Genomic DNA, 16,379 nt, shown 5'->3' on the forward strand with positions numbered 1-16,379 from the left:
GGCGGAAGGCCGATTCTCGCGACCGTATTGATACGAACCCCGCCGTGGCTGTCTGGACCGACTTCCTACCGAACCGAGTGTACGTGAACAGCAAAATAAGAATCGTACTGGCTCACACCGACCCCGAAGTCTGTAAAACCGTACGGGACGCCGTTGAAGAGGCCGATTACCACCTGTCGGATGTAATCGAGAGTTGCGACGACCTCCGCCGCCTCTGCTTGGAGACGCGTCCTGACATCGTGATCAGCGGCATCAAACTCTCCGACGGGGACGCCGTCCCCGTGCTCGTTGAGGTCGGACATGTCGAACCGCTGCCGGCGATTATCATCACCGACCGCGACTCCCTGGCGGACGTTGAACGGTCACTTCAAGACCACGTCATGGCCTACTTGGTCACACCGCTCGACGCCGACCAGATCAAGCCGACGATCTATCTCGTGATTCGCCGGTTCGAGCAATTCGAGCAGCTCCGACACGAGGTCGAAGACCTGAAGCAGGCGCTGACCAACCGCAAGATCATCGAACGGGCCAAAGGCATCTTGATGGGGAACGCCGAAATCGACGAGGCCGAGGCGTTCTCGATCCTTCAGCGGAAAGCCACCGACCAACGCCAGAAGTTGGTGAAGGTCGCCGCCGCAATCGTCGACGCTCACGAAGGGAAGTGCGGTAAGTAAGGACACGGCGTGACGCTGTTTCTCTCCACAACGAACGTTTCCCTCCCGCACGAAGTCGTTGCGACGCGTCACTGGGCCATGACGATCGCCTCGTCGGGCGGCGTCTCGGACGACCCATCGCGTCGCGGCGACGGGCCCTCCACGAACCGATTGCAACCGCTGTTTCCGTTGACCCGGAAGAGATAGCGTTGCAAGACGTTATCGATGCAGACGCCCCCGGTCGTATCGGTCCGGCTGGCGCCGGGCTCGATCTGCCACCATTTGCACTCTTTGCAGTAACCCCAAAGTTCCGACATGGCACTCTAGCCTTCTTGTAAGAGGATTCGCGGAGCCGGCTCAGAGCTTGCCCATAACGCCAAGCACAAGCAGGACCACGAGGACGAGCGCCAGTCCGCCGCTGGGGGTGTAGCCCCAACGCTTGGAGTGCGGCCAGGCCGGCAACGCGCCGAGCAATAGCGCCACGAGCATGATGACGGCGAGCAGACCTAGTGGAGACATCGTCGTCTTCTCCCGATGGTGAGGGCGACTTGAGGATTGATCCCGGCCGCCTTCGAAATTTCGACACGCCCGCGACGCCACAAGGGCGACTCGGCATCACGTAGTAAGCCGCCGCTGCATCGCTCCCGCTCAGACTGCGTCTTGCGAGTAAACCAGCAGTGAATAAGGGGGGAGGTTCACGGCGCCCGATTGCTGGAACCCGTCGTAAGGGGTTGCGTCGGTCGCGAACGAGTCAGGGAAGGCGGTCCGCTCGGGGATCTCCTCACCCGGGTTGTCGTAGAACGGGGCGTCGCTGTTGAATCGAAGCTTCCACTCGCCGCCGCGGACGATCCCGAAGCGGTACCCTTCGAAGGCTTTAGCCGAGAAGTTGGCCACGCAGACCGTGTCGTCGGCCGGCCCCCCGTCGGTCCACCGGCGGAAGACGATGACCTTGTCTTGATTGTTGACGTGGCAGACCTCGATCCGCTGACCCGTGAGTCCCGACGTGAAGCCGTCGCGGTCGAGCCGCAGCCGGGCCAGGTCGCGGACCGCATGGACGACGCCCTGTTCCTCGTCGATGCGGCGCCAGTCGATCGGACGCGAGTCGTCGAACCAACCGGTGCGCAGAAACTCTTGGCCCTGGAACAGCATCGGGACGCCGGGGCAGGTCAGCGCCAACGACATACCGAGCAGCGAGCGCTTGCGAGCCGGCCAGCTCGACGGGTTCTTGGGATCGACCTCACTCGGCACGCGGGCCTTGCCGTTGGCGACCTCGTCGTGTGACTCGGTATACACCACGCGTTCGAAGGCGTCGTAGTTGTACCGGTGGGTCATCGCGTCGCGGACCGCCTCCATCGACCGCCACTCGTCCTTGACCGCTGTGAGGGCGGCGCGGATCGGGTGGACAAACTCGGCGTCCCACTGCGCGCTGAAATTGGCGCCGCCCCACTTCTCGGGCTTGGTGATCGCGTCGTTATTGCGGAGGTCTTCGGCGATCGTGATCTTGTGCGGGTAGCGGGAGTGGATCTCGCGGTTGATCCACTGCGCCATCGACCAGCCTTCGGGGATCGCGTTCGACTCGTCGCCGTCGATCGAGCGCATGTAGAGCGTCATGTCGTAGCGGAGGCCATCCATGTGATAGTCTTCCAGCCACATCATCGCGTTGTCGAAGAGGTACTGGCGCACCTCCCCGCGGCCGTAATCGGGACGCGTATCGCCCCAGGGGGTGCTGCTCCGTTGATCGTTGTAGAAGTAGATACCCCCCTTGCCGTTTTCCGACCAGCCATCGAATTGCCAGAGGCTAAGGTCGCTCGGTCCGAGGTGGTTGTAGACAACATCCATCAGCACGGCGATGCCGCGGCGATGCGCTTCTTTCACGAGCTGCTTCAACGCGTCCGGTCCGCCGTAGGCGCTCTCGACAGCGAACAGGTGGGCCGGGTTGTAGCCCCACGAGAGGTCGCCGGCGAATTCGGCGCACGGCATGATTTCCAGCGCATTGACGCCCAACCACTGGAGGTAGTCGAGTTTCTCGATCGTGTTGGCGAAAGAGCCAACCCCTTCACCGTCTTTGCGATTGAACGTGCCGACGTGCATCTCGTAGACGATCAGCCGGTTCCGATCGGAAGGCTCAAAGTCATCTCCCTCCCAATCGAAGTCGGGGTTGTGGATGACGGCGTTGCCGACCGAGTTGGTGACCTCCCGGGCGTAGGGATCGATCCGCTCGAGTTTCTGGCCGCCGTTCCAAATGGCGAACTTGTACTCCTGCCCGGCGGTGGCGTTCTCGATGAACGCTTCCCAGACGCCCCCTTTACTCGCAGCGAGGGGCGACGCGGTCTCGGCCCAGCGGTTGAAATCGCCGACCACGGCGACCTTCTCCGCATGCGGAGCCCAGACCCGGAAGACGACGCCACCATCGACGATGGTGGCGCCGAGCGGTTGCGTCGAGATATCGACGGCCGGCTTTTGGAGGACTGCTGGAGCCATCTAGGGATCCCTTTTAATCGTTGTTGAAATCGCCGGGTATGAGAACCTAAGGATCGCAGCTGCTTGCGGTAGGAATCAGCGAGAGAGAATGATCCAGACGGCGTGAATGATGCCGGGAACATACCCGCAGAGCGTGAGCACCAAGTTGAGCCAGAATTGCCCGCCAAGGCCGACTTCCATCGCAACGCCGACCGGCGGCAGGAAGATCGCAATCAGGAGCTTGACGGGATCGGCGAGTTCGAGGCCAGTTCGGGCAGCCATGTTATTTCTCCGTAAGGGGGTTTGGCGTAATAAAGAATTCAAAGCAACCAGACGTAGTTGCTCGACGCGTTTAGGCCGCCTTCCACGCGTTGGGGCCGCCAGAGCAGAGCATCACGAGCTCGAGAAAGCGGCGTTCGGCCAACTCGGCCCGCGACTCCCGCTCACGCGCCGTCCATCCATTGCGGACCTTCGCGGCGCGGGCTTTCGTTTCGGCTTGTTCCGACGGGCGAGACGTGATGGTCTTCATGGCAGACTATGGCAGGCTGGGGTGAAGGGTGAAGGGTGAACGCGGTGTCGCTACTTCGGCCTTCTAGAGAGCAACGGGCATGCCAACTTCGGTGCGTGGCGAGGGGCGTTGGCAACCCCGCAGGAAATCGCCTCCCCGCGGCCCGCGGGCGTCATCCGCCACGTTGGAATTGAGCGGCGCCAAAGCGACCTGATCGTTTCTCAACCACGCAAGTTGGCGAGCGCGTGTTGGCTATCGATGGCGTCCGGCTGGTTCAGTGCCGCAATTCCCCTGAGTAGTGCGGCGCTTCGCCTCACCATGACGGGCAACGCTCTAACGCGGCAGCTCGGCCTGAGCGCATAAAACCTGAACGCATAAAAAAGCCGCCGGGGGGACACGCCCCCCGGCGGCTTGAGATCCTCGAGATAGCAAACGACGTCGATCAGTTATTGACGCCGACGCGACCCGAATAAACCTGGTCGTTCTTCATCTTCCACGAACGGTCGGCCATGTTGGGCCAGTTGTCCTGGTCAAAGCCTTCGGCCTTGCTCAAGCGTTCCTTGTCGACATTAAGCACGCAGACATGCTCGCCGTCACGGTTCTCGCACTTCAGGGCCGACCAGGGGACGGCGTACAGATCGTCACCCATACCGAGGAAGCCGCCCATCGAGACCGCCGCGTAGTTGATCTTGCCGGTCTTCGCATCGAGCACAACGTCGTCGATCGAACCGAGCGACTCATTGTTGCTGTTGTAGACCGTGCAGCCGATCACTGTGCTAGCGCGGAGGATCGTGTCCGACTTGGTCGCGTCGTCGGCGTAGTCATAGTCCGAGTCTTGCTGACGATCGTTGTCGGTTTGCACCTGGTTCTGATTGGCGCGATTGCGGTTCGTGTCGACCTGCACGTGGGCGGGGCCCGCCTGGACGTTGACGTCGGCCGACGCGAGCTGCTGAATCGTGAAGGTGCTCAAACCAAAAGCAATAGCGGTAGCAACATAGAGAGAGCGTTTCATCGGTGGACTCCTTGAGGGGATCGCTGAAGGGTTCGCACGCTCTCGCCGAGCGCTGATAGGCTACGAACCCCTTTTTGTGGCTCGGCCCCACCTGATGCGAACGCCGTGCCAGCCGGTGAACCCACCGACGCTTTGACGGTTGAACCACTACCGTTACCGCGGCAGGCTCCGTTGATCGTCTCAGAGAGCGTGCGGATACCGAGTGGCCGAAAAGCGGCTGCGTCTCCGACGCGGATGCTCTGCTTCGGCTCAGCTTGGACGCGAACCGACCAACCGGCCGGGCGTTTCTATCGCGGTGAAGCCCTCGCAACCTTTCGAGGCGGCAAAACCCGTCGCTGAAGGCGACTGGCATAGCCTTTGCACCACTCCCCTAGCGTGCGAGGCCGCGGGCCACGCCGCTTTTGCCATTCGCCGGGCTACGACAGACGCCACGTCGACCCGCACAACTTTGGGAGTACTAATCATGTTGAGTTGGGCCTTAACGTTCTTGGTCATTGCACTGATCGCCGCCGCCCTCGGGTTCGGCGGCATCGCTGGCGCTTCGGCCGGCATCGCCAAGATTCTATTCTTCGTGTTCCTGGTGCTGTTCATTGTGAGCTTGATTGTCCCGCGTTTCCGCGGCGGCTCGGTCTGAGCGTGACGACGAGCGATCGACGCGACGACTCGTGTTGGTTTTGAGTATCGACGGATGAGGCCCGCCCCACTGTTTTGGGCGGGCCTTTTTTAATGCCCACCCTGGCGGTCATCCCGTCGCAGGGCCCATCGAACCAGAAGCGTTAGGAGCGTCGAAAACATCGACCGACGCCAGGAAGAAGAATTAGCTGCCCGCGGTTAGCGCCGATGGCTCAAAGAGAGAATTTATTCCTTGAGCCGTCGGCGCTAGCCTCGGGCAGCGCTAAGAAAATGCGTCCCATCTGGTCGGCGCGCTAGGCGGCTCTGTACCCATCGGTCGGCCCGCACCAGTACTACTGCGATCACTATGGCGTACCGAGACAGTAACTCGGCAGCGGCAACGCCAGTGGAGGGCCAGTGGAGGGAACGTCGTTCAGCCTTCCCCAATCGCCTTCAGAAGCCGCCGGATCGAACCGGTGTGTCGCCGCACCACCTCGCGGTTGGCGGTCGCCGGCATCCGTTCGTGCGCCGCTTCGCATCTTTCCAGGAAGAAGCGTTCGGCTCGGCGGACCTCTCGTTTCACCGAATCGCCGTTCCCCGACGAGAGCGCGGCGCGGACCGCCAACCAGTTCCTTAGATGCCCGGCCAGCCACATCTTCGCGGCTTGTGGGGGCGGGCCCGATCGTCTGGCGATGCTGCGCAACTCGGACGTCGCCCGCTGGCGCTCAATCGAGAGGCGGGCGAAGTCGGCCGGCGATTGCCAGTTCCAAAAGTCGGCGGCGACGGAATCAAACCCCTCGGCGCTGATTGCGAAAGCGGACGCCAAGCGGTGCAGCATGGCGATGTCTTGTTTTTCTCGATGATTGCGATTGGCGGTCGGCTGCGGCGATAGTTGCGGCGCCATGGTGCTCCTCCTTAATAAGGCGGCATCTAGTTAGAAACCTACTAGCCGCAAGTCCCGTGCCGTAGGCAACTTACGCAAGATCGGCCCGTTCCGGTCGGCAAAGCGGCCTCGGATGGCGCAGGCTGGTGGCGGCACGTTCAGGTGACGGCGAGCGGGCTCTCGCGGCGGCAACGGCGCATGAATTGCCCCCTGTCCGGCCAGTAGCGGGCGTCCGGGTCTTCACCTCCCCTAGACCCTCCCCCTGAAGGGGCGGGGGATAAGCGTGAGATCGTCGCCAATCCAACGTCAAAACGGCCGAAACGCCTCCCCACAAAAAAGGTTATCCGCATGTCTGTCGCGACGCCCCGCAACACGACTCAACTCCTCGATAAAGTCGCCGACAGCGCCGAGGACGGCTCCGTCAAGCTCGGCCAGATCTTCGACGCGTTGGGCACCCGCGCCTACGGTCCGCTGTTGCTAGCTATCTCCCTGATTGCCGCCTCGCCGATCGGCGGGATCCCCGGCATGACGGTCGTTCTCGCGTCGCTCCTCTCGCTCGTCGCGGTGCAGTTGCTGTTTGGAGCCGAGCATCCCTGGGCGCCCGACAAGATCGAGTCGATGAGTTTCGACAAGTCGAGGCTGACTTCGGCCAAGGACCGTTTCGGGCCCTATCTAAGCCGGATCGACGCCCTGCTGCATCGCCGGTTGACCCTCCTGACAGGCGACGTCGCGGCCCGGTTTGTCGCGGTGGAAGTCCTCCTCATCGCCGCGACGCTCTATCCGCTTGCGTTGGTCCCTTTCGGCGCCACGCTCCCTTCGCTGGTCATCGCCGTGCTGGCGCTAGGCCTCACCGCGGACGACGGCGTCGTCATCCTTGTGGGGCATGCCTTGTTCGTTGCTTACGCCGCGGGCCTTGTCGTCGTCTGGCCGTTCTGAGTTGGCTGCCGTCTTAGTAATCCCCTGTGAATGCTGTTTTTTAAGGAACAGGCGTCCCGATGACCAACTCGCCAACTCCTGAGAAGGCGCACCACCACCTCAATAAAGCGGCGCGCTGGGCCCGCTTTCTTGATAACCGGTTCCGCATTCCCGGGACCGGCGTGGGCTACGGCTTCGACTCGCTGATCGGGCTTATCCCGGGGGTCGGCGACGCGGCGACCACCGCGATGGCGTGCATGCCGATTTACCACGCCTGGAAGGCCGGCTCGCCACGCGGGCTCCTTCTCCGTATGGCGTTCAATGTGGGGATCGACGCCGTCGTCGGCGCCATCCCCGGTGTCGGCGATGTCGCGGACATCTTCCTCCGCTGCAACCGCCGCAACGCGAAACTGCTCCGTAAGGCGATGGCCAACGGAGAGCTCACCGCAGGCGATAAAGCGGTCCAAGCGGGGACTCTCCCCTCGACCGGCGGCCCCCCGACGCGACCCTACACGGGCATCCGCGCCGTCCGTTGAGCGGGTGTCGCCATCTAGGCCGCTAGAGGGCGCCTGCTAGCTTTCGGTCTTCGCCCTCGTTGATCACTAATCGACCGATCTCAGTCCAAGCTGCTGCTCGGCCTGGTCTGATCCGGTCCGAAAGCAACCTGACTGGTCTCTCAGCGACCAAGTTCTACAGTGGTTTATTGGGAAGCGACCGTTTTTGCGGCCGGATCGAGCATTCCCGGTCTGCTGGTACGGGGGTTGCTCATGGTACGGGCAGGCAGGCGGTGTTCGAATCAGGAACTCAATCATGCAACCCGGTCACAACCGAATCGCAAGTCACTTCGCCGCGTTGGCGGGGTCGGATGGAAGCGGCGCCTGGCGGTCCTCCGCCCCCGCGACGCCTCGGCGCCGATTTGAACTGAACTCCCCCGAAGCGTCATCGCCTACTCCCGCGAGCTGGCGGCGCCAATCCAACCGACTCGGGGCGCTGCTGCGGACCATCACGCTGCTCGCCTCGGGCGCTGCGCTGTTGCTGGTGGCGGGACCGATTTCCCTTGTCGCCTCGGGGTCGTTCCTGTCCCAAGCGATTGGGCTGCCGACCTTTGTCAGCTTCGATGTCCCCACAACCATCCTCGCCTTTGCGGGGGTGCTGATCGGGTACTTCTTTCTGCTCATGGGGGGCTTCTCTGTCCTGCTGGCGCGCGACCACCAAGAGTGAGTTCACGCCCGCCGCGAGCTTGACGGACCGACCCCTCCATTGCTGTTACAACTCTCCGCCTCGGCGGTTCTTCGGATCAAGAAGCAAATGAAACCTTTACGCCGCCACGTTGTCGAAGGCGCCGACCGCACCAAGACCATCGAAAGCCTGCAAGCGTGCCTCGTCGATTTAATCGACCTGGCCCTGCAGGGCAAGCAGGCCCACTGGAACGTCGTCGGTCCCAATTTCCGCGCCGTGCACCTGCAGCTGGACGAGATCATCGAGTCGGCCCGCGCCGCTTCCGACGAAGTCGCCGAACGGATTGTGACCCTCGGTGAGCCGGCCGAGGGCCGCGCCGCAGCGGTCGCTGCCGCGTCGCGAATCGACGAGTTCCCCGCGGGCCTCCACTCGGTTTCGACCGTAGTCACCCACGTCGCCGACCGGTTGGAGCAGACGATCGCGGGGCTCCGCAAGGCAATCGACGCCGTAGAGAAAACCGACCCAATCTCGCAAGACTTGCTGATCGGCGTCTCGGCCACGCTCGAGAAGCACCTTTGGATGGTGCAGGCCCAGGAGGGCTGAGTCCGCGGCGGGCGGCTTGCCACGCGGCCCGCCAATCGAGACGATCGCCGCTCCGCCTGCGACCGCCATTTCACCGCCACCCCCCACAACCTCAACCTGCTATGCCACGCGTCCTGGCGATCGATGACGACCGAACGGTCCACCACCTCGTCAGCAAGGTGCTCGGCGACCGTGGCGTGACCGTCACCAGCGCGTTTACGGCGCAGGACGGGCTCGATGAAATCGAGCGGGACCCGCCCGACGCGGTGCTGCTCGACGTGATGCTCCCCGATATCTCGGGCCTCGAAGCGGTGAAGCTGATCCGCGAGCGCGACCCGAGACTGCCGGTCATCTTCGTGACGGCCGCCGAGTCGAGCGACACCGCGATCGAGGCGATGAAGCACGGCGCCTTCGACTACCTGCAGAAGCCGATCGACCTGGCCCGGCTTGAGGAGCTCGTCGACCAGGCGATCGAGTCTCGCCGGCTCGCGAACGTCAAAGTCGCGATGCACACGCTCCTCAAGCCCGACGAGAGCGGTGACGCCTTCATCGGCCGCTGCGCGCCGATGCAAGAGGTCTTCAAGTCAATCGGACGGGTCGCCCCGCAAGACGTGCCCGTCCTGGTGCGGGGCGAGAGCGGCACCGGCAAGGAGCTCGTCGCGAGGGCGCTGTTCCAACACGGCGCCCGGTCGGGCGGGCCGTTTCTTGCGGTCAACTGCGCCGCCCTCTCCGAGACGCTGCTTGAGAGCGAGCTCTTCGGCCACGAGAAAGGCTCCTTCACGGGCGCGCATGAACGCCGCATCGGCAAGTTCGAGCAGTGCCACGGCGGCACGATCTTCCTCGACGAGGTAGGCGACATGTCGCCGCTCGTCCAGAGCAAGGTCCTCCGCCTCTTGCAGGAGCAACGCTTCGAGCGGGTGGGCGGGAACCAGACGATCGAGACCGACGTCCGAGTCATCTCGGCCACCAACCGCGATCTCGAAGAGATGTGCGAAGAGGGCGAGTTCCGGCTCGACCTGATGTACCGGCTCAACGGTTACACCGTGTACCTCCCCGCCCTCAGCGAACGGGGGGACGACCGGATCCTGCTACTGCAGCACTTCCTCGCCCGCTTCAACCGCGAGCTGGGGATGGAGGTCCAAGGCATCGCGCCGGACGCCCTCGAACGGCTGCTCGCCTACGACTGGCCGGGCAACGTGCGTGAGATGCAGAGCGTCGTCAAGCAGTCGTTGCTGCACTGCTCGGGACCGGTGCTGCTGGCGTCGGCGTTGCCGACCGATATCGGTCCGCCGATCGCGCGCCGATCGAGCCAGGGGGCGCCCCGGCAAACGGCGGCCCCACATGAGTCGTCGCAATCGCCTGAACCGAACAGGGCGTCGCAGAACGGGGCGGCGGACGGTTTCGACCACTTCGTGACTGGGCGACTGAGCGATCCCTCCGGTGACCTCTACGCCGAAGCCCTCACCCACATGGAGCGGCGACTGCTCACCGCGGTGTTGACCCACACCGGGGGGAACCAGTCCGAGGCGTCCCGCATCCTCGGCATCACCCGCGGCAGCCTGCGGAACAAGATCCGCGGCAACGGCATCCAGATCGGACAGACGATCGACGTCGCCCCCTCGGCTGGCGCGACTGAACCTGTCGCAACCGCTGAATCAGGCGACGATGACGAATGAGCAAGCGAAAGCGAACCGGCGAACCGATGTCCGGCGAGCCATCACGCGTCCGGGGCGCGGTGCTCGGCAAGCCAGCCGTTGAGGCGTTCGGAAAGAACGACCGCCGCCTGCTGCAATTCTCGCAACTGAGGCGTCAGAGATTCGCGATCACCCTTCAGGGAGGACGACTCGAGATCGGCGGCCAAGTCAACCACGCCCTGCGCGTCAAAGTTCGACGCGAGCCCCTTGAGGCTGTGGGCCGCTCTCGAGAGCGCGTTCCAGTCGCCCTGCTCGAGGGCGGCGTCGGCCTGCTTGCAGAGGTCGAGGTGGTCGCGCTGGTAAAAGCCGATAATGTCCGCGAGCAACGCTTCGTCGCCGCGGAGCCGGTCGAGCGCCTTCCGCAGATCGATCGGCTCGGGCTTTCCGTTTTGGACGCTAGTCGGCTTGTCGGCCATCGCCGAAGTCTCCTCTTGCGCTGAACGCTTCTCTTCGGAACCTGAAAGGCCCTGGGCGGCTTGTTCTACCACGGCGGTGAGTCGTCCTAAATCAATCGGCTTGGAAAGGTAATCCGTCATCCCCGCTTGGAGGCATTGCTGACGGTCGGCGCGCATCCCGTGCGCGGTCATCGCAACGATGGGGACCACTTTGCCGTCGCCCCGCTCGCGCTCGATCGCGCGGATCTCACGCGTCGCCTCGAGTCCGTCCATGATAGGCATCTGCACGTCCATCAGGACAATGTCAAACTCGGCCGCCTGGTACTCTCGGATCGCTTCGGCGCCGTTGTGGGCGTAGACGAGGAAGTGCCCTTTCTTGCTCAGGACCCGGTCGAGCAGCTTCCGGTTGGCGGGGGTGTCTTCCACAACGAGCACGCGGGCTTTTGCCCCGTCGAACGTGGTGGGCGTTTCGGCGCGGGCGAGCTTGGCGATGAATGAGAAGCAGCTCCCCTGTCCCGGTTCGCTTTCAACCGAGAGCTCGCCGCCAAACGAGTGGATCAGCCGCCGCGTGACGGCCAGCCCGAGTCCGGCGCCGCCGTGGCGCCGCGTCGACGACCCGTCCGCTTGCGTGAACGGGGCGAGAATCATCGCGAGGTTCGAGTCGGAAACGCCGACGCCCGTGTCGTGGACGCGAAACTCGATCTCGCAATTCCGATCGTCCGCTGAGGAGACTTTGAACTCGATCGAAACCTCGCCCTTGTCGGTGAACTTCAACGCGTTGTCGACCAGATTCGACAACGCCTGGCGGAGCCTGACCGCGTCGCCGCTCACGATGAGCGGACCGCGGTCCGCCGGCGCAATCTTTCTTAGCGTGATCCCCTTCTGCAAGGCGACCGGGTCGTAGGCCCGGACGACCGAGGCGACCAGTTCGTCGGGTGCGAAGGTCGCGACGTCGAGTTCGAGCTCGCCCGACTCGATTTTCGAGTAATCAAGGACGTTGTTGACCAACATCGACAGCGTGTCGGCCGCGTCCCGAGACGTCTCGAGGTAGTCCCGCACAAGGGGCGACAGTTCCTCCTCGATCGCCAGGGAGGTCATCCCCACGATCGCGTTGAGGGGCGTCCGCAACTCATGGCTGATATTCGCGAGGAAGCGGCTCTTCGCGTTGTTCGCCAATTGCGCGTCGGCGAGCGCCTTCCGCAGGGCGTCCGCCGTGTTGACGCGGTCCGAGACGTCCCGCTCGATCGTCGCGAAGCCGACAATCTCGCCTCCGGGGCTCTTCACCGGGAAGCCTACGATCGAAGCCGGGAAAGCCTCCCCCGACGCGCGCACGCGCACCGTGTCGTAGGCGGGCGTCGACTCGTCGCGTCGCGCCGCGCCCGCGATTATATCGATTTCTTCGCGTCGCTCGGGCGGAGCCGTTATGGACGCGTGATTGCCGATGGCTTCGTCGGCTTCCCATCCGTAGACCGACTCCGCGCCCGGATTCCAAGTGACAATCTCACCGTCGTTCGTACAGACGATGATCGCGTCGCGGCAACCTTTGACCACCGCGGACAAGAGCTCGGTGTCACCATGCAAAGCAGGCCGCTCGGCGGGCCGCACGGGTTTCCGTGTCGCCCCGCCGTTCTCCTCTTTAGCACTCTCGGAATTCTTGTTGTCGCGCGTCGTTGGCCGCTCAGATTCCATCAGATATAGATCACCGACTAGTGAAAAGGGTGCTTTCGTCCTCGGGACGCGGGAGGCCTACCATGGCTTGAGTTTCCATCCGAGCACGAATCCTACTCCGAAGCACCACAGCGCCGCCACATCGGGATGGGCCTTGGCGTACGAGACGAGGTACGTCGTCAGATCGGGCGGCGTCGCGCCGTCGGGGGTCTCGAGGGCCGACGAAACAGCGGAACGCTGTTCGGCGGCGCTTTGCTTGTAGTCGGTCGCAGTCGACATGGGAAGTTTCTCCTAGCCGGGGTGAAAGTCTAGTGTCGGTGAGGGGGTGTCGGAGCGCTCTCCGAGCTTTGACCAGCGAGTGCGCGAAGGTTCTCCGCCAATTCGCCGAACGATAAGGCGACGCAGCCCGCGGTTTGTTTGGCGTAGCGCCACGCGACAGCGCCGCACACCGTTGCGAACGCCAACGCGATCAGGGCAGAGAACACGAGCGCGGGGGCGGCCTCCCACCCTTGCGCGGTGCGGAGCCACGCCGCCAGCGCCAGAAACAAGAGCGGCCCGGCGGAAAGCAGGGCGACGGCCGCCGCTGCGCCGACCGCCGCCGCGATCTTCAGCGAGTGCGCTGACGCGTTCGCCTCGACCGCCAGCAGCTTGGCGTTCAGCGTCAAGAGTTCGACGACCGAGGAAATCGCACGCCCGACGGGGCTCTCGGCCGACCGTTCGGCGGTGGGAGAGGAAGGAGTCTTCATCGTTTAAACCACGCCCCGATCACAAGGCCCACAACCAACCCGATGGCGATCGACGCCTCGGGCCGGCGGACGACAAAGTCGCGCACCTGCGAGCCTTTCGCCGCCAGTGCGTCGGCCGACGACGAGAAGTCGGCGGGCAAGAACGCCTCGACCGCGGCCACGGGTTGCTTAGGGATGTGGATCATTGGAAAGACTCGTTGGTGGATTCGTTGGCGGGTCCCGCCGCCGAGGCGGGCGACGCGCTCCCGGGGGACGTAGCTCCGCCCGGATGCAGCACCCGATCGGTAACGGCGCCGAGCGCAGACCGGAGGACGGCCGCGCCGGCCACTGCCAGCAAGCCTGACCACGGCGACGTCGACGTGCTGGACGCTCCCCCGCCGCCCTTCGAGGCGGTGCGAGCCAGTTTGCTCAGGAGGGCGGTTTGCTTGTCGGTTAGCTCGACAACTGGCCGCCCACGGGGGACGAGGAAGTAACCGACCGCCGCAGCGACGCCGACGCACGTGAGGGGGTACGACTCGACGTAGGAACGCCAGTCGAAGGCGTGGTTGATCTGCGTTTTTGTCGCCTCGACATCGGTGTGCAGCCGACTACGGACGCGCGCCATCTCCTCACGGATCGCCTGAGTCTGAGTGGCGTGGTCGAGCTTCGTATGGGTGACGCTATAAGCGCCGTTGATTCGCGATTCCACGCCTCACCCCCGGTGGATAGTGTCACGCACGGTCGCGAGACCCGACTTCGTCACGCTGTCGATCGAGTCGAGCACCCGGCGGCCCAGGTGGCCGGCGAGATCGGTCGCGCTCCGCCTTGGCGGCGTTGAAGAGGACGTCAGGAACGCGGTTAGCCCGATCCCGATCAACGCCCCCCCCGCAACGCACGCTAAGATCGACGCTTCGGGGTGACGCTGCACGTAGCCCTCAACGCGGTTGGTTGTCGCGCATCCGGGCTGTGCAGCTTTCTGATGGGGGTCGTTCATGACGCGGTTTCTCCTGCGACCGGGGGGTCGCGCTAGACGGCGTGGTGCGAGGGGTGGGACGAGAGGGTGGAATGCTGGCCGGGACCGTTACCGCGAAAGCTCAGGTCCGCGAACGCGCCAGCAAGCCAACCACGGCGCCGGCGACGATACCGACTCCAAAGGCGACCGCGACCGATTCCATCGGGCGACGTTTGACCATCTGCTCGGCCTCGGCGCGGCCCTCGTTGAAGCGCTCGCTCGCCGCGGCGGCTGAGTGCGAAATCGCATCGGCGGCGTCTTCCGAGTAGTGCCGGGCGAAGTTGGCGGCCCGATTCAGCAGCGGCTCGGCGCCATCCTGGGCCTGCTGCAGCCACTTCTCGATCTCCCCCCGGGCTTCGCCCGTCTTCCGCTCAATCATCCCAACGAACTCCTCAAGGCTTCCCTCGAACTCGGTCAGCTCGTCGTCGGAGATGTCGCCCCAGTGCTTCTTGACCCGGCCCTTCAATTCCGTCCAACCGCCGTTGAGTTGCTCTTTCGTGATCATCATCGCCTCCGAGGGGCATTGTTTTCAGGTGGATTGCGCCGCACCGGCGGCTTGGTACAAGTGGGGCAAACTGCGTGCCGATCGAAATCGTCGGGCCTCAGGCGAATCGGCTTACCGAGCCAAGATGCGATGGTTGCCATCAGCCCACTCTGGTCGTCAAGTGACCAGCCGCCGGCTTCCGACATGACCAATCCGGCGCCATCGAGAAGCGTCAAACGTCCGGCTACAGCGGCTCGATCCGGGGGGTACGGCGATTGCACTAATGGCGCGGCGAGCCCCCCCTTCAGCCGGGAGGCGCGCCCTACTATTAATCGAGCCAAGCATGATCCGCATCCCGTCCCGCCCAGCGCCGCAACCTCGCTCGGCGCAACAGCGGCGCGCCGATCGTCGCCCCTACTGGGGGCGGACGGTGGGACGGCCCCACGCGCGACGCCGCTCCAAGTCGAAGCCCTTTACGTGGAAGCTGTCGTCGGCCTGCTTGCTGGTCCTCACTCTGCTGGCGCTCTTCTACACCGCCTACTTCGCGAAGGCGGTCCTCGTCCCGATCGTCCTCGCCGCGATGCTGAGCATCGTCCTCCGCCCGCCGGTAGCGGCGATGGCGAAGTGGGGCGTCCCCAACGCGGTGTCGGCGACCCTGCTCTTCGTCAGCCTCGCCGCGATCATCGCGCTGGCGTCGGCGACGCTCAGCGGACCAGCGGGTGAGTGGGTTCGCCACGCGCCACAAACACTCGACACGATTCAAGAGAAACTCAGCGGACTGACGCGCCCGCTTGCGCAGCTACAGGAAGCGCAAAAAGAGGTGGAGGAACTTGCCGCGGTCCCCGGCGAATCGAAGCCGGTCGTGGTCCAAGTCAAGCAGCCGTCGCTCGCCACGCAGATGCTCAGCAGCACGGGGGGATTTTTCGCCAGCGCCGCGATCGCACTAACGACGCTCTTCTTCTTGCTCGCCGCCGGCGACCGTTTCCTCGAGAAGGCGGTCGAGATCGTGCCGACTTGGCGTGGCAAACGGGACATCGTCACGATGGTGAAGAACATCGAACACCGGATCTCGGTCTACCTCGGCGCGATCACCATTATCAACGTCGCGCTCGGCTTGGTGATCGGCCTGGGGATGTGGGCGATCGGCATGCCGAACCCCGCCCTCTGGGGCGTCCTCGCCGCCTTGCTGAACTACATCCCCTATGCCGGGCTGATCGCGGGGACCTGCATCGTGTCGGCGGTTGCGGTCACGTCGTTCGAGTCGCTCGGTCACGCCGCCTTGGCGCCGCTGGTCTATCTCGGCGCCAACGGCCTCGAAGCGAACGTGTTGACGCCGCTCATCTTGGGCCGCTCGATCGACCTCAACCCCGTCGTGATCCTGCTGGCGCTGTTCGTGATCGGGTGGGTGTGGGGGATCGTCGGCGTCTTCCTTGCGGTGCCGCTGCTGCTGGTGACCAAGATCGTCTGCGAGAGCTACGAGACGACGCGGCCTGTCGCCGTCTTCCTGTCGCAGTGAGTCGAACCGGCGCGCCGCTTCGCTTGTCTCACCGAGCCCTTCGACCCGATACTGGCGTCCCCCCTCCCTCTCTCCCGGGAC

The 16,379-nt window shown here is 64.2% G+C and carries 22 protein-coding genes; 8 read left to right on the forward strand and 14 right to left on the reverse strand.

The window, feature by feature from the left end; translation table 11 throughout:
* Positions 1–44: 44 nt before the first annotated feature.
* Positions 45–674, forward strand: coding sequence for an ANTAR domain-containing response regulator (locus Pla108_RS07760; RefSeq protein WP_146444286.1), 630 nt, complete (start codon positions 45–47; stop codon positions 672–674).
* 68 nt (positions 675–742) lie between these two features.
* Here the strand turns inward: Pla108_RS07760 and Pla108_RS07765 are convergent, their stop codons facing one another.
* The 6 genes from Pla108_RS07765 to Pla108_RS07785 all read right to left on the reverse strand — a co-directional run bounded on the left by Pla108_RS07765 (position 743) and on the right by Pla108_RS07785 (position 4,633).
* On the reverse strand, positions 743–970 hold the full coding sequence (locus Pla108_RS07765; RefSeq protein WP_146444287.1) for a hypothetical protein: 228 nt from the start codon (positions 968–970) through the stop codon (positions 743–745).
* A 40-nt stretch (positions 971–1,010) separates the two neighbouring features.
* Positions 1,011–1,172, reverse strand: a complete 162-nt coding sequence (locus tag Pla108_RS07770) for a DUF3309 family protein (RefSeq protein WP_146444288.1) — start codon at positions 1,170–1,172, stop codon at positions 1,011–1,013.
* Positions 1,173–1,301: 129 nt separating this feature from the next.
* Entirely contained in the window at positions 1,302–3,134 is a 1,833-nt protein-coding gene (locus tag Pla108_RS07775) for an alpha-amylase family glycosyl hydrolase (RefSeq protein WP_146444289.1), read from the reverse strand.
* Positions 3,135–3,209: 75 nt separating this feature from the next.
* A complete protein-coding gene (locus Pla108_RS07780; RefSeq protein WP_146444290.1) occupies positions 3,210–3,395 on the reverse strand; it encodes a YqaE/Pmp3 family membrane protein in 186 nt (61 codons plus the stop codon).
* Positions 3,396–3,465: 70 nt separating this feature from the next.
* Positions 3,466–3,642: a hypothetical protein gene (locus Pla108_RS20930; RefSeq protein WP_197526342.1), complete on the reverse strand. Its 177-nt coding sequence runs from the start codon at positions 3,640–3,642 to the stop codon at positions 3,466–3,468.
* Between the two features lie 421 nt (positions 3,643–4,063).
* Positions 4,064–4,633 (reverse strand): PRC-barrel domain-containing protein, encoded by a 570-nt coding sequence (locus Pla108_RS07785; RefSeq protein ID WP_146444291.1) that lies wholly within the window; start codon positions 4,631–4,633, stop codon positions 4,064–4,066.
* A gap of 463 nt (positions 4,634–5,096) precedes the next feature.
* Here Pla108_RS07785 and Pla108_RS07790 point away from each other — a divergent pair, with 463 nt between their 5' ends.
* Entirely contained in the window at positions 5,097–5,267 is a 171-nt protein-coding gene (locus Pla108_RS07790; protein WP_146444292.1) for a DUF1328 domain-containing protein, read from the forward strand.
* A 411-nt stretch (positions 5,268–5,678) separates the two neighbouring features.
* Here the strand turns inward: Pla108_RS07790 and Pla108_RS07795 are convergent, their stop codons facing one another.
* The gene (locus tag Pla108_RS07795) at positions 5,679–6,149 is read right to left on the reverse strand and encodes a DUF2383 domain-containing protein (protein WP_146444293.1); all 471 of its coding nucleotides are present in this window, start codon (positions 6,147–6,149) and stop codon (positions 5,679–5,681) included.
* 327 nt (positions 6,150–6,476) lie between these two features.
* On the opposite strand from Pla108_RS07795, the gene Pla108_RS07800 reads away from it, so the two are divergent.
* The 5 genes from Pla108_RS07800 (at position 6,477) to Pla108_RS07820 (ending at position 10,480) form a co-directional block, all read left to right on the forward strand.
* Positions 6,477–7,064 carry an exopolysaccharide biosynthesis protein gene (locus Pla108_RS07800; RefSeq protein ID WP_146444294.1) on the forward strand — a complete coding sequence of 196 codons (588 nt, stop codon included), beginning with the start codon at positions 6,477–6,479 and terminating at the stop codon, positions 7,062–7,064.
* Positions 7,065–7,123: 59 nt separating this feature from the next.
* Entirely contained in the window at positions 7,124–7,579 is a 456-nt protein-coding gene (locus tag Pla108_RS07805) for a DUF4112 domain-containing protein (RefSeq protein ID WP_146444295.1), read from the forward strand.
* Positions 7,580–7,853: 274 nt separating this feature from the next.
* Entirely contained in the window at positions 7,854–8,264 is a 411-nt protein-coding gene (locus Pla108_RS07810; RefSeq protein ID WP_146444296.1) for a hypothetical protein, read from the forward strand.
* An 87-nt stretch (positions 8,265–8,351) separates the two neighbouring features.
* A complete protein-coding gene (dps, locus tag Pla108_RS07815) occupies positions 8,352–8,825 on the forward strand; it encodes a DNA starvation/stationary phase protection protein Dps (RefSeq protein WP_146444297.1) in 474 nt (157 codons plus the stop codon).
* A gap of 101 nt (positions 8,826–8,926) precedes the next feature.
* The gene (locus Pla108_RS07820; RefSeq protein WP_146444298.1) at positions 8,927–10,480 is read left to right on the forward strand and encodes a sigma-54-dependent transcriptional regulator; all 1,554 of its coding nucleotides are present in this window, start codon (positions 8,927–8,929) and stop codon (positions 10,478–10,480) included.
* A 41-nt stretch (positions 10,481–10,521) separates the two neighbouring features.
* On the opposite strand, the gene Pla108_RS07825 is transcribed toward Pla108_RS07820, so the two are convergent.
* From Pla108_RS07825 to Pla108_RS07855, 7 genes are all read right to left on the reverse strand, one after another.
* Positions 10,522–12,474: a PAS domain-containing hybrid sensor histidine kinase/response regulator gene (locus tag Pla108_RS07825; RefSeq protein WP_197526343.1), complete on the reverse strand. Its 1,953-nt coding sequence runs from the start codon at positions 12,472–12,474 to the stop codon at positions 10,522–10,524.
* Between the two features lie 165 nt (positions 12,475–12,639).
* Positions 12,640–12,840, reverse strand: a complete 201-nt coding sequence (locus tag Pla108_RS07830) for a hypothetical protein (RefSeq protein ID WP_146444300.1) — start codon at positions 12,838–12,840, stop codon at positions 12,640–12,642.
* A 29-nt stretch (positions 12,841–12,869) separates the two neighbouring features.
* Positions 12,870–13,307: a phage holin family protein gene (locus tag Pla108_RS07835; protein ID WP_146444301.1), complete on the reverse strand. Its 438-nt coding sequence runs from the start codon at positions 13,305–13,307 to the stop codon at positions 12,870–12,872.
* Positions 13,304–13,492 carry a hypothetical protein gene (locus Pla108_RS07840; protein ID WP_146444302.1) on the reverse strand — a complete coding sequence of 63 codons (189 nt, stop codon included), beginning with the start codon at positions 13,490–13,492 and terminating at the stop codon, positions 13,304–13,306. The genes Pla108_RS07835 and Pla108_RS07840 overlap by 4 nt, the downstream gene beginning before the upstream one ends.
* A complete protein-coding gene (locus Pla108_RS07845) occupies positions 13,489–13,995 on the reverse strand; it encodes a hypothetical protein (RefSeq protein ID WP_146444303.1) in 507 nt (168 codons plus the stop codon). Before Pla108_RS07845 ends, Pla108_RS07840 begins: the two co-directional genes overlap by 4 nt.
* Positions 13,996–13,998: 3 nt before the next feature.
* Positions 13,999–14,280 (reverse strand): hypothetical protein, encoded by a 282-nt coding sequence (locus Pla108_RS07850; RefSeq protein WP_146444304.1) that lies wholly within the window; start codon positions 14,278–14,280, stop codon positions 13,999–14,001.
* Between the two features lie 100 nt (positions 14,281–14,380).
* Complete coding sequence (locus Pla108_RS07855) at positions 14,381–14,803, reverse strand: CsbD family protein (protein ID WP_197526344.1); 423 nt, start codon at positions 14,801–14,803, stop codon at positions 14,381–14,383.
* A gap of 322 nt (positions 14,804–15,125) precedes the next feature.
* Between Pla108_RS07855 and Pla108_RS07860 the strand changes: the two genes are divergently transcribed.
* Positions 15,126–16,298, forward strand: coding sequence for an AI-2E family transporter (locus Pla108_RS07860; RefSeq protein ID WP_197526345.1), 1,173 nt, complete (start codon positions 15,126–15,128; stop codon positions 16,296–16,298).
* The last annotated feature ends 81 nt before the right edge of the window (positions 16,299–16,379 follow it).

This window comes from Botrimarina colliarenosi, assembly GCF_007859955.1.
GTDB classification, from domain to species: Bacteria; Planctomycetota; Planctomycetia; order Pirellulales; family Lacipirellulaceae; genus Botrimarina; species Botrimarina colliarenosi.

What these genes read in the sequence shown, in the direction of transcription:
- Pla108_RS07775 (WP_146444289.1), bottom strand. Translation starts at nt 3,134, where the DNA reads ATGGCTCCAGCAGTCCTCCAAAAGCCGGCCGTCGATATCTCGACGCAA.
- Pla108_RS07810 (WP_146444296.1), top strand. Translation starts at nt 7,854, where the DNA reads ATGCAACCCGGTCACAACCGAATCGCAAGTCACTTCGCCGCGTTGGCG.
- Pla108_RS07790 (WP_146444292.1), top strand. Translation starts at nt 5,097, where the DNA reads ATGTTGAGTTGGGCCTTAACGTTCTTGGTCATTGCACTGATCGCCGCC.
- Pla108_RS07795 (WP_146444293.1), bottom strand. Translation starts at nt 6,149, where the DNA reads ATGGCGCCGCAACTATCGCCGCAGCCGACCGCCAATCGCAATCATCGA.
- Pla108_RS07855 (WP_197526344.1), bottom strand. Translation starts at nt 14,803, where the DNA reads ATGATCACGAAAGAGCAACTCAACGGCGGTTGGACGGAATTGAAGGGC.
- Pla108_RS20930 (WP_197526342.1), bottom strand. Translation starts at nt 3,642, where the DNA reads ATGAAGACCATCACGTCTCGCCCGTCGGAACAAGCCGAAACGAAAGCC.
- Pla108_RS07860 (WP_197526345.1), top strand. Translation starts at nt 15,126, where the DNA reads ATGATCCGCATCCCGTCCCGCCCAGCGCCGCAACCTCGCTCGGCGCAA.
- Pla108_RS07780 (WP_146444290.1), bottom strand. Translation starts at nt 3,395, where the DNA reads ATGGCTGCCCGAACTGGCCTCGAACTCGCCGATCCCGTCAAGCTCCTG.
- Pla108_RS07850 (WP_146444304.1), bottom strand. Translation starts at nt 14,280, where the DNA reads ATGAACGACCCCCATCAGAAAGCTGCACAGCCCGGATGCGCGACAACC.
- Pla108_RS07765 (WP_146444287.1), bottom strand. Translation starts at nt 970, where the DNA reads ATGTCGGAACTTTGGGGTTACTGCAAAGAGTGCAAATGGTGGCAGATC.
- Pla108_RS07840 (WP_146444302.1), bottom strand. Translation starts at nt 13,492, where the DNA reads ATGATCCACATCCCTAAGCAACCCGTGGCCGCGGTCGAGGCGTTCTTG.
- Pla108_RS07770 (WP_146444288.1), bottom strand. Translation starts at nt 1,172, where the DNA reads ATGTCTCCACTAGGTCTGCTCGCCGTCATCATGCTCGTGGCGCTATTG.
- Pla108_RS07785 (WP_146444291.1), bottom strand. Translation starts at nt 4,633, where the DNA reads ATGAAACGCTCTCTCTATGTTGCTACCGCTATTGCTTTTGGTTTGAGC.
- Pla108_RS07835 (WP_146444301.1), bottom strand. Translation starts at nt 13,307, where the DNA reads ATGAAGACTCCTTCCTCTCCCACCGCCGAACGGTCGGCCGAGAGCCCC.
- Pla108_RS07830 (WP_146444300.1), bottom strand. Translation starts at nt 12,840, where the DNA reads ATGTCGACTGCGACCGACTACAAGCAAAGCGCCGCCGAACAGCGTTCC.
- Pla108_RS07800 (WP_146444294.1), top strand. Translation starts at nt 6,477, where the DNA reads ATGTCTGTCGCGACGCCCCGCAACACGACTCAACTCCTCGATAAAGTC.
- Pla108_RS07805 (WP_146444295.1), top strand. Translation starts at nt 7,124, where the DNA reads ATGACCAACTCGCCAACTCCTGAGAAGGCGCACCACCACCTCAATAAA.
- Pla108_RS07820 (WP_146444298.1), top strand. Translation starts at nt 8,927, where the DNA reads ATGCCACGCGTCCTGGCGATCGATGACGACCGAACGGTCCACCACCTC.
- dps (WP_146444297.1), top strand. Translation starts at nt 8,352, where the DNA reads ATGAAACCTTTACGCCGCCACGTTGTCGAAGGCGCCGACCGCACCAAG.